The organism is Chryseobacterium sp. KMC2, assembly GCF_016756935.1.
GTDB classification, from domain to species: Bacteria; Bacteroidota; Bacteroidia; order Flavobacteriales; family Weeksellaceae; genus Chryseobacterium; species Chryseobacterium rhizosphaerae.
On the sequence record NZ_JAESIT010000001.1, the window covers coordinates 322,440 to 336,173 of the forward strand.

The 13,734-nt window shown below is 37.7% G+C and carries 13 protein-coding genes; 5 read left to right on the plus strand and 8 right to left on the minus strand.

Annotated elements, in window-relative coordinates:
- Nucleotides 1–85: 85 nt before the first annotated feature.
- A complete protein-coding gene (locus tag JML65_RS01435) occupies nucleotides 86–1,081 on the minus strand; it encodes an isoaspartyl peptidase/L-asparaginase family protein (protein ID WP_047485592.1) in 996 nt (331 codons plus the stop codon).
- Nucleotides 1,082–1,194: 113 nt separating this feature from the next.
- On the opposite strand from JML65_RS01435, the gene JML65_RS01440 reads away from it, so the two are divergent.
- The 4 genes from JML65_RS01440 (at nucleotide 1,195) to JML65_RS01455 (ending at nucleotide 4,941) form a co-directional block, all read left to right on the plus strand.
- The gene (locus JML65_RS01440; protein WP_047485594.1) at nucleotides 1,195–1,800 is read left to right on the plus strand and encodes a Crp/Fnr family transcriptional regulator; all 606 of its coding nucleotides are present in this window, start codon (nucleotides 1,195–1,197) and stop codon (nucleotides 1,798–1,800) included.
- A 297-nt stretch (nucleotides 1,801–2,097) separates the two neighbouring features.
- The gene (locus JML65_RS01445) at nucleotides 2,098–2,376 is read left to right on the plus strand and encodes a DUF3302 domain-containing protein (RefSeq protein ID WP_237390754.1); all 279 of its coding nucleotides are present in this window, start codon (nucleotides 2,098–2,100) and stop codon (nucleotides 2,374–2,376) included.
- 5 nt (nucleotides 2,377–2,381) lie between these two features.
- Nucleotides 2,382–3,539, plus strand: coding sequence for an HlyD family secretion protein (locus JML65_RS01450; protein WP_084086077.1), 1,158 nt, complete (start codon nucleotides 2,382–2,384; stop codon nucleotides 3,537–3,539).
- 1 nt (nucleotide 3,540) lies between these two features.
- Nucleotides 3,541–4,941, plus strand: a complete 1,401-nt coding sequence (locus tag JML65_RS01455) for a TolC family protein (RefSeq protein WP_202269689.1) — start codon at nucleotides 3,541–3,543, stop codon at nucleotides 4,939–4,941.
- Nucleotides 4,942–5,063: 122 nt separating this feature from the next.
- On the opposite strand, the gene JML65_RS01460 is transcribed toward JML65_RS01455, so the two are convergent.
- From JML65_RS01460 to JML65_RS01485, 6 genes are all read right to left on the minus strand, one after another.
- A complete protein-coding gene (locus tag JML65_RS01460; RefSeq protein WP_115917325.1) occupies nucleotides 5,064–5,492 on the minus strand; it encodes a DUF6691 family protein in 429 nt (142 codons plus the stop codon).
- 83 nt (nucleotides 5,493–5,575) lie between these two features.
- Nucleotides 5,576–6,139, minus strand: coding sequence for a YeeE/YedE family protein (locus JML65_RS01465; protein ID WP_202269690.1), 564 nt, complete (start codon nucleotides 6,137–6,139; stop codon nucleotides 5,576–5,578).
- 10 nt (nucleotides 6,140–6,149) lie between these two features.
- Complete coding sequence (locus JML65_RS01470; protein WP_202269691.1) at nucleotides 6,150–7,571, minus strand: MBL fold metallo-hydrolase; 1,422 nt, start codon at nucleotides 7,569–7,571, stop codon at nucleotides 6,150–6,152.
- 248 nt (nucleotides 7,572–7,819) lie between these two features.
- Entirely contained in the window at nucleotides 7,820–8,614 is a 795-nt protein-coding gene (locus JML65_RS01475; RefSeq protein ID WP_202269692.1) for a sulfite exporter TauE/SafE family protein, read from the minus strand.
- Nucleotides 8,615–8,852: 238 nt separating this feature from the next.
- Complete coding sequence (locus JML65_RS01480; protein WP_084086083.1) at nucleotides 8,853–9,491, minus strand: Crp/Fnr family transcriptional regulator; 639 nt, start codon at nucleotides 9,489–9,491, stop codon at nucleotides 8,853–8,855.
- A 16-nt stretch (nucleotides 9,492–9,507) separates the two neighbouring features.
- A complete protein-coding gene (locus JML65_RS01485; protein ID WP_202269693.1) occupies nucleotides 9,508–11,775 on the minus strand; it encodes a family 20 glycosylhydrolase in 2,268 nt (755 codons plus the stop codon).
- Nucleotides 11,776–12,024: 249 nt separating this feature from the next.
- Here JML65_RS01485 and JML65_RS01490 point away from each other — a divergent pair, with 249 nt between their 5' ends.
- Nucleotides 12,025–12,846, plus strand: a complete 822-nt coding sequence (locus JML65_RS01490) for a DUF4197 domain-containing protein (protein WP_047485613.1) — start codon at nucleotides 12,025–12,027, stop codon at nucleotides 12,844–12,846.
- Nucleotides 12,847–13,014: 168 nt separating this feature from the next.
- On the opposite strand, the gene JML65_RS01495 is transcribed toward JML65_RS01490, so the two are convergent.
- Nucleotides 13,015–13,668 carry a CoA transferase subunit B gene (locus JML65_RS01495; RefSeq protein WP_047485615.1) on the minus strand — a complete coding sequence of 218 codons (654 nt, stop codon included), beginning with the start codon at nucleotides 13,666–13,668 and terminating at the stop codon, nucleotides 13,015–13,017.
- Between the last annotated feature and the right edge of the window lie 66 nt (nucleotides 13,669–13,734).

Below are 13,734 nucleotides of genomic sequence, written 5' to 3' on the forward strand. Positions count from 1 at the left end.
TGCTGAAAATATTCGATTTTCTCTTACCACTTAAATGCAGCTTACTATTTTAAAACTTTTGTGTCTTTGCATATTCCAAATTCATTTATTTTAAAGCAAATTCAGGGGTTTCAAGACGGTTTCCTTTCTGGTCATATACCGCAAAATTAAATCCATCCTGAATGCAGTAAGATCCGTATTCTCCTTTTTTATTGAGAGCAATAAATCCTACCTGAATATCTTTTAAATTTTTATTTCTTCTCTGATTGATCTTTACAATTCTCTCTACAGCTTCTTTACAGGCTTCCTGTGGATTTCTTCCCTGCCTCATAAGCTCAACCACAAGGTGTGTTCCTACTGTTCTGATCACCTCTTCTCCATGGCCGGTTGCCGTTGCTGCCCCTACTTCATTATCTACAAATAACCCTGCTCCGATAATGGGAGAATCCCCTACTCTTCCATGCATCTTGAAAGCCATTCCGCTGGTAGTACAGGCTCCGGAGAGATTTCCTTGTGCATCCAGGGCTATCATTCCTATGGTATCATGGTTTTCAATATTGGCAATAGGTTTATACTGACTGGTTTTAAGCCATTCTTTCCATTCTTTTTCTGATTCGGGAGTAAGAAGATTTTCTTTTTTAAACCCTTGTGAAAGGGCAAACTGAAGGGCTCCATCTCCTACGAGCATAACATGGGGAGTCTTTTCCATTACTGCTCTGGCCACAGAAATAGGGTTTTTGACATGTTCCAGGCAGGCTACTGAACCTATATTATAATTTTCGTCCATAATACAGGCATCAAGCGTTACCCTTCCATCTCTGTCCGGACGTCCACCATATCCTACACTTCTTTCTTTTGGATCAAGCTCTACAAGACGAACTCCCTTTTCAACCGCATCTAAAGCTTTTCCGCCTTTCCCAAGAACAGTCCAAGCTTCTTCATTGGCTTTTAGCCCGAAATTCCATGTAGAAAGGACTATAGGTTTGTTTACCACTTTGGTATTTTCCGGTAATTCACTAGCCATTAAGTCTAAAGGATTTACCGCAAGTGCTGCTGTTGCGATCCCCAGTTTTTTGATAAAACTTCTTCGGTTATTGTTCATTGTATTCAAAATTATATAATACAACGCAAATATCTAAAAAAAACTTCAATGAAATCCCCGAGATGATGCAACTGGAGCATCATCTATTATTTTTATTTATCTTTACCCTCATAATGGACTTATTCAAAACTTTCAGGAATATTGTATTCTTTCAGGAATTATCTGATGAGGAAATTACCATTTTGGTCAATATCAGTACTCCAAAATTCCTTCACAAAAAAGAAAAGCTGGTAGAGCCTGATCAAACTTTCACCCATTTATTTATACTTTCTCATGGGTTATTAAGATTTTTCTTTGATGATGAAAACGGGGTTGAAACAAATCTTTTTTTACCTTCAGAAAAAGAAGCTGCCATTATGGAAAGTCCGGAATCCTATTCACAGGGAAGTACCAGAAGATATACAATTGAAGCGGTCATTGACACTCAGATTTTTCTGTTTAATAAAAATGAATTTGAAGAAATAGCATTTCAGCACAAAGGCATCTATACGATGTACCTTAGATCTTTAAAACAGATTATAAGTATATTAAAAGTGCGCACGGAACAATTCTGTTCTACTTCTCCGCATTCACGTTATGAGGATTTTCTGGAAAACCGGCCTTTTACCTCTCAAAATGCCAATAGAAAGTATATTGCAAACTTTCTGGGGATTACTCCCAACTCTCTTTCACGGATGACCGCAAGGATTCATAAAAAAAGGAACGAAAGAAAAAAATAACTTAGGAATATTTTTTCTCATTTTATTCCTCCTACTTTTGCTTACTCAAAGTACTAGTACACAAACAAGTAAGTCATATGAGAAAAATATCACCCATAAAAACAGTATACTATTGAACAATCTTTAATCTTCCCTAAGATTCAAAGTGGCCGGCCGGATATGCATTGATGGTAAGGTTACACCCTTGTTTTACACTTAATTTTCATTATTACCTTATTCAATTATTTTATGCAAAGAATATCCTTACTTCTTTGCCTGTTGTTATCATGCAATTTGGTTCAGGCATCAACGGGCAATATGGAAGACAATATAGCGAATGCCGCTTCATGGTTGATTTTATTTGTTCTACCCATTGCGGGAATTTACCTTTTCTGGAAAGTTCATATTTATCCGGAAAAAGTAGCAGAAAAAAAGAATCACCCTCAATTGAAAGCCATAAAAAGTATGTGCCTCCTTTCCCTTGTTTTTGGAGGCTTATTATGGCCGGTTGCTTTAATCTGGGCCAACTATGATTATGATGATCAAAAAAAAGAAACAGACACTCCTGAAAAAGAACTTACAACGATAGAAAACTAACACGTATGCTGGAATTACTCATTGCCATATATGCCGGAATCTGCTGGCTGCTTATTAAAAAATTTAAACTTATTCCCTGGACATTTACCACACAGGTGGTTGTTTATTCACTTCCTATTTTTGGTAGTATCGCTTTAATATTAAGCCTTAACTATTATTGTCCTATTACCTCTGATGTTAAAGTAGGAAACAGAAGTGTAGATATAACCACCCAGGTTTTGGGAAAGGTAAAAAAAGTCTATGTAACGACCAATCAGGAAGTGAAGAAAGGAGATACCTTATTTGTACTTGACAGAGAACCTTACATACAGGAAATTAAATCTTTGGAAGCCAAACTCAGTAATATGAAAGCTACTGTAAGCTCTTACGACACTGATATTTACGCATCCAAAAAAAATATTTCCGGTTTACAGTCACAGCTGGATCTTGCTAATAAAAGAGTGAGCCAGTATCAGGAATTGGTGGAAGCCGGGGCAGCCAATAGATTTGATCTTGAACAAGCTGTCGCCAATGCACGTGATTTACAATCCCGTATCAGTGCCGCCCAATCCCAGCAACAATCTTTGGAAACCAAATCCAATGCTTCCTACAATGGAGAAAACTCTTCTGTATCTGAAATTCAGGCTAAACTGGATCAGGCAAAATGGAATTTATCTCAAACCGTTGTTTTGGCACCTACAGATGGGATCATTCCTAATGTTCAGCTTAATGAAGGGGCAATTATGGCACCTTTTAAATCAGCTTTTGTTTTAATTCAAAAGCAGCAGTCTATTATCGGTTTTTTTGCTCAAAATGAATTGGAAACGGTGAAAAAAGGAGATGAAGTGGAGCTGGCTCTTAAAACAGAACCGGGAAAGGTGGTGAAAGCCAGACTTGAATATGTAATCGATGCAACCAGCCAGGGGATCATGAATAATGCGGGAGGAATGCTGGGAGGAAACGGTTCTACTGCCGGACTTCCTGATACGGCCAGACAATTACCGGAAACCGACGGAAAGCTTATCGCCAAATTTGTACTGGAAGAAAACCAGAAACAGCTCACTGTAGGGGCACGAGGAACGGCTGTCATCTATTCTGATCACATCAAACCTTTGCATCTTATCCGAAAAGTAATGGTCCGTGTAAGTAGTAAAATTAACTTCCTGATTCCCAAACTTCATTAAAATGTATAAAAAAATAATCTTGCTGGGGGTACTTTCTATAAGCTTAAGTTCCTGTATCGGCTATAAAGAGCCCACTGAAGAAAATATGCATCAGCTCAAGGAGAACAGTGAAATTGCCACTCACATTCAAATTCCGGATCATTGGATTTTTGACAGAAAAGCAAATGCAAGATCCCTTTCCTATGAATGGATTACAGAGATAAAGACTCCTCAGCTGGATACACTGATCCATGAAGGGATGCTGTATAATGCAGATATTATCATTGCTAAAGAAAAGCTTAATCAGATTGAATTGGCTATGGAAATTGCAGGAAGTGATCTTTATCCAAGTATCAGTGCCGTAGCCAACACATCCCATAATTTGGTGAGTGAAAGGCAAATCCAGCGTCTTGCGGTCAAAGCCAGCTGGGAAATAGATCTTTGGGGTAAAAATAAAGCTTCACAAATGGCGGTTACAAGTGATTATTTTTCAGCAAAGTATCAAAATATCCTCCTGCATCAATCTATAGCTACGATGATAGCCAAAGCTTATTTTTTAAATATTGCAGGAAATATCCAGGAGTATAAAATTGAAAGTTATATTCAAAAATCAAAAGAGCTGGAAAAGCTGTATATGATCCAGAAAAAGGTGGGGACAGCTAATGCATTAGACATATCCAATATATCTGCAGAAATTATTTCGCTACAGGGATATCTTGAAAAGGTTAAAAATGCAAATATCCAATCCAGAAGATCCCTGGAATTACTGACGGGGAAATATCCGGAAGGAAAACTCACTACACAAAATTCTTTTGCTGCTTTAGAAAGTGATATCCCATCCTCTTTCCCGTTGCAGCTTTTAGAAAACAGATCGGATATACAGGCTCGTCATTTCCAAATAGAAAAAGCTTTTTATGAAGTACAGCAGGCCAATGCAGCAAGACTACCTTCACTGAGCATTAATACTTCTTTAGGAACAGCCAGCAGCAATGCAGAGTCTATCAATTCTTTGTTTTCCAATCCATTGGTAAAAGTGGGCAGTGGACTGGTTTCCCCGTTATTCAACCATGGAAAGCTGAAAAAAAATGTAGAAATAAAAAATTCCCAACAAAAGCAAGCTGTAGAGGAATATTCAAAAACAGTTCTGAATGGTTTGAGTGAAGTAGAATCATCTTTAGCAAACCTGCGTTCTATAGAAAAACAACACTCTTATAACCAAAGTGCCATCGATGAACTTAAAAACAATATTGAACTCACTCAAAAGCAGATAAAAGTGGGTTCGAGTAATAGTTTCATCCTGGTTCGAAAACAGAGGGATCTTCTTAAAAATGAAATGAATCTCATCAATCTGGAACTTCAGTACAGGATAGAACGGATCAACCTCTATATGGCTTTAGGAGCAGGAAACTTCATATTTTCATAATTTTATACCAAAAGACTGCTGATTCTGTCAGCAGTCTTTTTTATTCAATACCCATTAAATCTTTAGGTATTATCACGTCTTCAACGGTGATGTATAAAGTTGGCCGTTGTCTATATTCGACATCAATGTGGGAGTCTATCTCTGAAATATCCGTACACCCATGTTCCTGCAACAGCACTTATAAGAGTAATGGATACGGCTACAGCTCCTGTGCCTATCTGGGCAAAGAGCGGCCCGGGGCATGCTCCTGTAAGCGCCCATCCAAAACCAAAAATCAAACCTCCGTAAATCTGGCCTTTATTAAATTTTTTAGGAACCAGTGTAATAGGCTCTCCGTCAATTGTTTTTATATTCATTTTTTTGATCAGCCATACCGAAATTATTCCCACTAAAACAGCACTTCCGATAATTCCGTACATATGGAAAGATTGCAGGCGAAACATTTCCTGTATCCTGAACCAACTGATCACTTCGGCCTTCACAAAAATAATTCCGAATACTACTCCTGCAATAAGATACTTCAGGTGATGATACCATTTATTATTGTTCATACCGATATATTCCGTATCAACTGTATCATTATTTTGATCTATTTTTTTTATCATTACTTTTTATTCAGTTTTTAAAATTAGACTTATAAGGAAAGGATAACCGGCAGAATAAGGTTGGCCATTAAAAATCCTCCTGCCATAAAGCAGATGGTAGCGACTAAAGATGGCCACTGTAAATTGGAAAGCCCCATAATAGCATGTCCACTGGTACATCCTCCTGCATATCGGGTTCCGAATCCTACCAAAAATCCACCCACCACCATTATGATAAACCCTCTCAGGGTAAGCACATTTTGGAAATTCATCAGCTCTACAGGAACAAGGTTGCTGTAATCTGTAATTCCATAGCCCGCCAATTCTGTTTTCAGATGAGGATTAACAGTGATTTCTGCTGGATTAATCATAAAATGAGCCGCGACAAACCCTCCGAAGAAAATCCCCAACACAAAAAATAGATTCCAGGCTTCTTTCCTCCAGTCATACTTAAAAAAGCTCACATTGGACGGTATACAGGCAGCACATATATGCCTCAGCGAGGAGCTTATCCCAAAGGATTTATTTCCCATAATCAGTAATGCGGGAACAGTAAGCCCGATCAGCGGACCTGCAATATACCAGGGCCATGGTTCTTTTATAATCTCCAACATGTTTATTTTTTTAGTCTAATTTATTTAAAATTTTATTCTGACACATAAAATCACTTTTAGGAACATCGGTAGAAGCTATGGCTTTAAAACCTCCTTCAATTTCTGTAAAATTCCTGTAGCCTCTTGCCTGAAGAATACTGGCAGCCATCATGCTTCTGTACCCCCCGGCACAATGCAGATAAAAATGTTCTTCAGCGTTGATCCTGTTGATCCATTCGTTAATGTAGGCTAACGGCTTGTTATAGGCATTATCTACATGTTCAGCACTGTATTCGCTTTCTTTTCTTACATCAATAATCTGAACCTCTTTATCTTTTATTTCTTTCTCAAACCGGTCTGCAGTAATTCGCTTTACCGAGTCTGTTTCTTTTCCGCTTTGCTCCCATGCTTCAAAACCTCCTTCTAAAAAGCCTAAAATATGATCGAAACCTACTCTGCTCAACCTTGTTACAGCTTCTTCTTCCTTTCCGAAGTCTGTTACCAGCAGAACAGGTTGATTAACGTTTCCAATCAGTGTTCCTACCCACGGAGCAAAATCACCATCTAATCCTATGTTCACAGATTGAGGGATAAAACTTTTGGCAAATATACCGTTACTTCTTGCATCCAAAATTAATGCACCTGAAGCTTCTGCCAATTCTTCAAACTGCTCCGGAACAAGAGCGTGTAGCCCTTGTGACAGCACTTCATCAAAGCTATGATATCCTTTTTTATTCATCAGCACATTCATTCCAAAGTAAGCTGGTGGAGGCAGAAGCCCATCTGTAACGGCATGAATAAAACTTTCTTTATCTTTTTGATTGAGTGCATAATTGGTTTCTTTCTGATTTCCCAATGTATCAATGGTTTCTTTCTGCATATTTTTTCCACAGGCAGAGCCTGCTCCATGGGCTGGATATACCGTTATATCATCCTTCAGGGGTAAAATTTTCTTATATAAGCTATTGTACAGCAGCCCTGCCAACTCTTCTTTGGTCATCTCTGCTGCTTTCTGAGCGAGATCCGGACGTCCTACATCTCCCAAAAATAAAGTATCACCACTAAACAGGGCTTTTTCCTCTCCATTTTCATCAATCAGCAGGTAGCAAGAGCTTTCCATTGTGTGCCCGGGTGTATGAAGAACTTTAATCTTAATATTTCCCACTTCAAATATCTGATTGTCTTCAGCTATTATAGCCTGAAACTCAGTCTGAGCAGTAGGCCCGTATACAATCCGGGCTTTTGTCTTATTACTTAAATCAACATGTCCGCTGACAAAATCGGCATGAAAATGAGTCTCAAAGATGAATTTCAGTTGAACCTTATCTTTTTCCAATCTTTCCAGATAAGGATGCACTTCCCTAAGTGGATCAATAATTGCCGCCTCTCCGGCTGAAGTAATATAATATGCTCCCTGGGCCAAACATCCTGTATAAATCTGTTCTATTTTCATTTTATTTATTTTTGATTTTGTTTTCTTATACAAAGTTCCCTTTTTCTGTTTTCTCCTACAGTTACTTTTGTTACATAGCAGAATTTTGAAACAGCTATCTACCTTTTCTAACCACAAAAGGCACAAAAGATTTCTTTAACACTTTAGTTCACTTAAGAAAGTTTAGAAACTGTTGCATAACAAGTTCACAGAAGATGAAAATCTATGGTTTTCATAAAAATTAAGTACTCTTTCCACTACATAAATACTTATAGAAATATTTCCCTGGTAATAATGTAAATACCCATCACCAGAATAAACCATCCAAATATTGGCTTCAACTTTTTGCCATCTATTTTTTTTGACAATTGCGAGCCTATTATAATTCCTATGACAGCAATAGCTGTAACAGATACCAGTAAATTCCAGTCTATTTTTGTATTGTGCACGGAAGAGAAGAAACCGATCAGAGAGTTTAGAGAAATAATAACCAAAGAAGTCCCTATTGCTGTTTTCATAGGAATTCTCAACAGATTTACCAATGCCGGAATGATCATAAAACCACCTCCTGCTCCAACAAATCCGGTCAATATACCCACCATTACGCCCTGTCCGGCGGCCAACAAAGTTTTACGGCTTTCTGATCGGGTCTCTAAAGTTTTCAGAGGAGAATTATTTCCTATCATTTTATAGGAGGCCAGAATCATTAAGCCTGCAAAAATCAGGAGGAGAAAAATATTTTTGGTGACTATAAAAGTACCTATTCTGGCAACTTCTTCAGGAATTAAAGGCAGCAGGTAGCTTCTGGTGAGAAAAATTGAAATAATGGAAGGCAATCCAAAGATTAATGCCATTTTACTATTGATCAATCCTTTTTTGAAATATGACAAAGAGCCTACCGCACTGCTTATTCCTACTATAAAAAGAGAATATTCTGTTGCCAGAAAAGCATCTAGCCTAAAAAGATAAACCAATACAGGAACTGTCAGAATACTTCCGCCGCCGCCAATCAATCCAAGAGAAATTCCTATTAAAATTGCGGCTGCATAACCTATGATTTCCATTTGTTCAAATAATTATGATGCAAAAATGGAAATATTTAAGAACAGCCACAGCTACTTTTGTTACATAACGAAGAAGCTAAACACAAATAACACCATTATTATCATAGTGGAAGATTTTTCAACCTAAGAATATTGTGATGAGATTAAAGGATGTGATATAACCACCCCGTCAAATCTTTGATTTGCCTCCTCTCCGATGGAGGGGAATATGAGTGCTTATTATTAACCTGGGGTTTTGCTACCCATTGTCTTTTTTCAGGAGAACGATTTTGTTTCTGCCCAGTTTTAGTCTTCCTTCCTCTTCCAGTTGTTTAAGAAGCCTTGATACCACTACCCTGGCTGTTCCCAGTTCATTGGCAAGCTGTTCATGGGTGGTACTGATCGTTTCGGAGCCGGTAATTTCAGATTTTTTATAGAGCAGCTTCAATAATCTTTCATCCACTTTTTTAAAAGCAATAGCATTGATGATATCCAGTAAGTCTTCAAAACGTTTATGGTAAAGCCTGAAAATATAATCCAGCCATTCCGGATGTTCTTTGATAAAAAGGGAAACCTGATCTACCGGAAGAAAAAGAATCTCCGCATCTTCTTCTACCTCAGCTTTAACGATACTTTTCTCATTGTGCATTCCACCAAGGAAGGACATGATGCAGCTTTCCCCGGATTTAATATAATACAACAGGATTTCCCGGCCATCTTCTTCCGTTCTGATCACCTTGATCATTCCCTTCATTACAATAGGAATAGAACGTATAGAGGCATTTTCGTCTAAAATAATATCTCCTTCACTGTAATTTTTCGTTACTCCCACCCGGTACAATTTTTCTACAAGATCCGGTGATGATGAGAATTCTGAATAAAGTACGCTGTCCTGCATTTTATTTCAATTTTGGCTAAAGTACACCAATTTCATCAACAAACAACCACGCTTTTGAATCAGCTCCAGGATTTCCTGCCGGAATAATTCCTGCATTTTCTATGATCACCTTCAGGTATTTTGCATTTTGAGAACCTGCATTCAATTTTATTTTCCCTTTGGCATTTTGAATCTCTTCTTTTCCGATCTCTTTTATAAGTTTAAAATTCTTATTATCATCGGACACAAAAATTTTGGCCGATTTAGCAAGATGAATCCAGCTTCCTTTATTTTCCAGGGTATTAAAGTAAACTTCTGAGAAACCTGTTTTCTGTCCAAAATCTATGGTTGCCACCACATCTTTTCCCTGAAATCCCAGCCATGTTTTACCAAGCTGTTTTACATTACCTATAATACCGTCTACTAAAGTAAAAGCACCTCCAAAGGAATAGTTTTCGCTCGGTTGTTGCTCAAGAGTGATTTTTTTTCCTGTCGTTTTCGAAATGCTAAATTCCTGAGATGAAACAGCACTTTTCAGCTGACCATTCTCAAAATATGCGGATTGAATTGTTAAAGAACCCGGAATTGAAACAGGTTTTTGATAGGTATTAGAATTGATGGTGGGAGCTATTCCGTCTACTGTATATCTGATCCCATCTGAATTTTGTGAAGTGGATAGTTCGTAAGCAATACCATTATTGGCCGGAATTACCTTTCCTGAGATATTGTAAATACTCTTGGCATAATTCACCTTCATTTTATCCAAAACTCTGAACTGGCTGATCACTCTGTTTTCAAATTCTTTATAATTTTTAGGATCTGAGGTTCCCCATCCTACTTCAGAAAGAGCCAGTAACCTTGGGAATATCATATACTGTACCTGTTTAAAGTCCAGAATATATTCCGTCCATAAATTCGCCTGAACTCCCATAATGTATTTTGCCTGTTCTGCATTCAATTCAGCAGGGATAGGGTTATAAGAATACACTTTATCAAGTGGTGTAAAGCCCCCAAAAGCATTGGGCTCTGATTGCGGATCTCCCTGATAATGGTCAAAATAACAGTATGCACCCGGTGTCATTACTGCAAAATGTTTTGATTTTGCGGCTTCAATACCACCATTTACTCCAGTCCAGCTCATTACAGCAGCATTTGGAGCTAATCCTCCTTCCAAAATCTCATCCCAACCGATGATTTTTCGGCCTTTACTGTTTACATATTTTTCTATTCTATGAATAAAATAGCTTTGCAGGCCATGTTCATCCTTTAAATTATTTTTCTTAATCAATTCCTGGCAGTGGGCACATTCTTTCCATCTTGTTTTCGGACATTCATCACCACCAATATGGATATATTGGGAAGGAAACAGCTGAATCACCTCATCTAAAACATTTTCCAAAAAGGTAAAAGTTTCATCTTTAGGGCAGAAAACATCATCAAAAACACCCCATTTTGTAGCGGATTCAAAAGGTCCTTTGGTACATGCCAATTCAGGATATGCTGATAAAGCTGCCAAAGCGTGTCCCGGCATTTCTATTTCCGGAACAACGGTTATATGTCTTTCCTGCGCATATTTCACCACATCTTTGATCTGTGCCTGGGTATAAAAATAAGGCCCATAAGGTTTTCCATCAAAAGTGTTATCAACATAAGCTCCAATCATAGATTCCTTACGTTTGGAACCTATCTGCGTAAGTTTCGGATATTTTTTAATTTCAATTCTCCATCCCTGATCATCGGTTAAATGCCAGTGAAAAGTATTTAATTTATACATCGCCAGATAATCGATATACTGTTTCACCTCATCCACTGTAAAAAAGTGGCGACAAACGTCAAGGTGCATACCACGCCATGCAAACTTGGGCTGATCTTCAATTCTTAATGCTGGAATTTTTCTATCTTCTCTATGTTCTTCAAAAAGCTGAAGCAAGGTCTGAAGTGCCAGAAAATATCCCTGTTTTGTATGAGACGTGATAAAAATTCCTTTTGATGAAATGGAAAGTGTATATTTTCCTTTCACCTCTTCAGTAGTCACAGGAATTTTGGGCTGTGGAACCAATGCCTGGGTAAGGTGAGCCTCTTCTCTTTTACTGCTGTACTTAAATTTAACCAGTGAGCCGAGACGCTTTTTGAAATAGTCTGTTTCTTCTTTTGGAAGCTGATCACTCAGTATCAATGTTTCCGGAATGATAAACACTCCATCTTCCAAGGTTATATTTTGTGGATAAGGAATCAGATTAAGCTTCTTTTGAGCCCCCAAAACAGTTGAGAAAAGAATAGAAAATAAAAAAAGAAAACGTTGCATTTAAGTATGATTAAGGTTTTAGCTAAGATAATTATTTTCTAAAACTTATTGACTCATTTTAGATAATTAAAAACTTTTTCTGGTAAAAGCTACAACCGGCCTCACAGATAATGAAAAATCGATAAACATTTAAGAATAACTTTTTAAGAAGATTGAAGTAATCCCAGGGGTAAAAAAAATTGTGGTTTATTTTTTGCTAAGTGTAAGCAACTACAAAGAATAAACATTTAAATTTGTAAAAAAAATACGATGAAAAAAAACATTTTTATAGCAGCCGGGTTATTATTTTCAATTTCTACACAGGCTCAGTTTTTAGATATTTTAAAGTCTACAGTGAAAGATAAAACAGGTGTTGATCTTAATGCTCCTGTAAAAACAAAAGGTTCAGCCACAACAACAGCGACCACTCCTTCTACTTCTACGAAGACATCTGCTACTTCAACTGCCAATCTTGGTAATCTTACGTCTTCACAGATCTCATCAGGATTAAAAGAAGCTTTAAACATTGGAGTCACTGATGGAGTGAAGAAACTGGCTTTAACCGATGGATTTTTCAAGAATGAAGCTGTAAAAATTTTAATGCCTGAAAAATTAAGAAAAATTGATACGACCTTACGTTCTCTGGGAATGGGAAGTCTTGCTGATGAAGGGGTAAAATTACTAAACAGAGCTGCAGAAGATGCGGTAACAGAAGCTGCCCCTATCTTTACCAATGCCATTACCTCTATGACGATTACAGATGCTAAAAACATTCTGTTGAGTACTGATAATGCTGCGACCAATTATCTTCAGGGCAAAACCCAAAGTCAGCTATTTACTGCTTTTCAGCCTAAAGTAAAAGCTTCTCTTGGGAAAGTAGGTGCAGACACAGTATGGAAGAACCTTATCTCAAAATACAATACCTTCACAGGACAGGCCGTAACTACTGACCTTAACGAATATGTTACTACAGAAACCATCAATGGAGTTTTCAAAATGGTGGCTCAGAAGGAAAGTGGAATCAGAAACACTCCGGCAATGAGAACGACAAGCATTTTGCAGAAAGTTTTTGGGGCGCAGGATGGGAAATAAATTTCATTTGTCTTGAAACAAAAATTCAGAATCCGGATTTCTTCGCTAACCATACATTCTGTTCTCTGAAAATTCTAAACTCGTGCAGATCGGTATGTGTTTACAACCTATTAGAAGAATTTATATCACATAAAAAAGCCTTGTCAGTGACAAGGCTTTTTGTTTTATTTAGAATTGCATTTCAGGAATTTCTCCTTCGATGATCAGATCCGCTTCTGTAGCATTGATGATATGTTCTACTGAAATACCGGGAGCTCTTTCCACTAGTTTGAAACCTTCGGGAGTAACATCCAGTACGGCTAATTCAGTAACCACTCTTTTTACACAGTTGACTCCTGTCAGTGGAAGTGTACACTTTTTCAGGATTTTGCTTTCTCCTGCTTTGTTGACGTGCATCATGGCTACGATAATATTCTCAGCAGAAGCTACTAAATCCATAGCCCCTCCCATTCCTTTCACCATTTTTCCAGGAATTTTCCAGTTGGCAATATCTCCGTTCTCTGAAACCTCCATAGCCCCAAGAATGGTAAGATCTACCTTCTGACCACGGATCATTCCGAAACTGAATGCAGAATCAAAGAATGAGCCTCCTTCTAAAATAGTGATTGTTTGTTTTCCGGCATTGATGATATCTGCATCTTCTTCACCTTCGAAAGGGAAAGGTCCCATCCCCAAAACTCCGTTTTCACTTTGGAATTCTACGGAAATACCATCCGGAACATAGTTGGCAACCAATGTAGGAATTCCTATTCCCAGGTTTACATAATAGCGATCTTTCAGTTCTTTTGAAATTCTTTTGGCAATTTGTTCTTTTGTAAGCATAATAAAAACTTAGACTGCAATTTAATTATTTTCAACTGAATACAAAAGGTCTTTGTTGCGCTTGAC

Bases quoted from the DNA above. Each gene is read 5' to 3' on its own strand.
- JML65_RS01435 (WP_047485592.1), bottom strand. From the start codon at position 1,081: ATGAACAATAACCGAAGAAGTTTTATCAAAAAACTGGGGATCGCAACA.
- JML65_RS01440 (WP_047485594.1), top strand. From the start codon at position 1,195: ATGGACTTATTCAAAACTTTCAGGAATATTGTATTCTTTCAGGAATTA.
- JML65_RS01445 (WP_237390754.1), top strand. From the start codon at position 2,098: ATGGAAGACAATATAGCGAATGCCGCTTCATGGTTGATTTTATTTGTT.
- JML65_RS01450 (WP_084086077.1), top strand. From the start codon at position 2,382: ATGCTGGAATTACTCATTGCCATATATGCCGGAATCTGCTGGCTGCTT.
- JML65_RS01455 (WP_202269689.1), top strand. From the start codon at position 3,541: ATGTATAAAAAAATAATCTTGCTGGGGGTACTTTCTATAAGCTTAAGT.
- JML65_RS01460 (WP_115917325.1), bottom strand. From the start codon at position 5,492: ATGAACAATAATAAATGGTATCATCACCTGAAGTATCTTATTGCAGGA.
- JML65_RS01465 (WP_202269690.1), bottom strand. From the start codon at position 6,139: ATGTTGGAGATTATAAAAGAACCATGGCCCTGGTATATTGCAGGTCCG.
- JML65_RS01470 (WP_202269691.1), bottom strand. From the start codon at position 7,571: ATGAAAATAGAACAGATTTATACAGGATGTTTGGCCCAGGGAGCATAT.
- JML65_RS01475 (WP_202269692.1), bottom strand. From the start codon at position 8,614: ATGGAAATCATAGGTTATGCAGCCGCAATTTTAATAGGAATTTCTCTT.
- JML65_RS01480 (WP_084086083.1), bottom strand. From the start codon at position 9,491: ATGCAGGACAGCGTACTTTATTCAGAATTCTCATCATCACCGGATCTT.
- JML65_RS01485 (WP_202269693.1), bottom strand. From the start codon at position 11,775: ATGCAACGTTTTCTTTTTTTATTTTCTATTCTTTTCTCAACTGTTTTG.
- JML65_RS01490 (WP_047485613.1), top strand. From the start codon at position 12,025: ATGAAAAAAAACATTTTTATAGCAGCCGGGTTATTATTTTCAATTTCT.
- JML65_RS01495 (WP_047485615.1), bottom strand. From the start codon at position 13,668: ATGCTTACAAAAGAACAAATTGCCAAAAGAATTTCAAAAGAACTGAAA.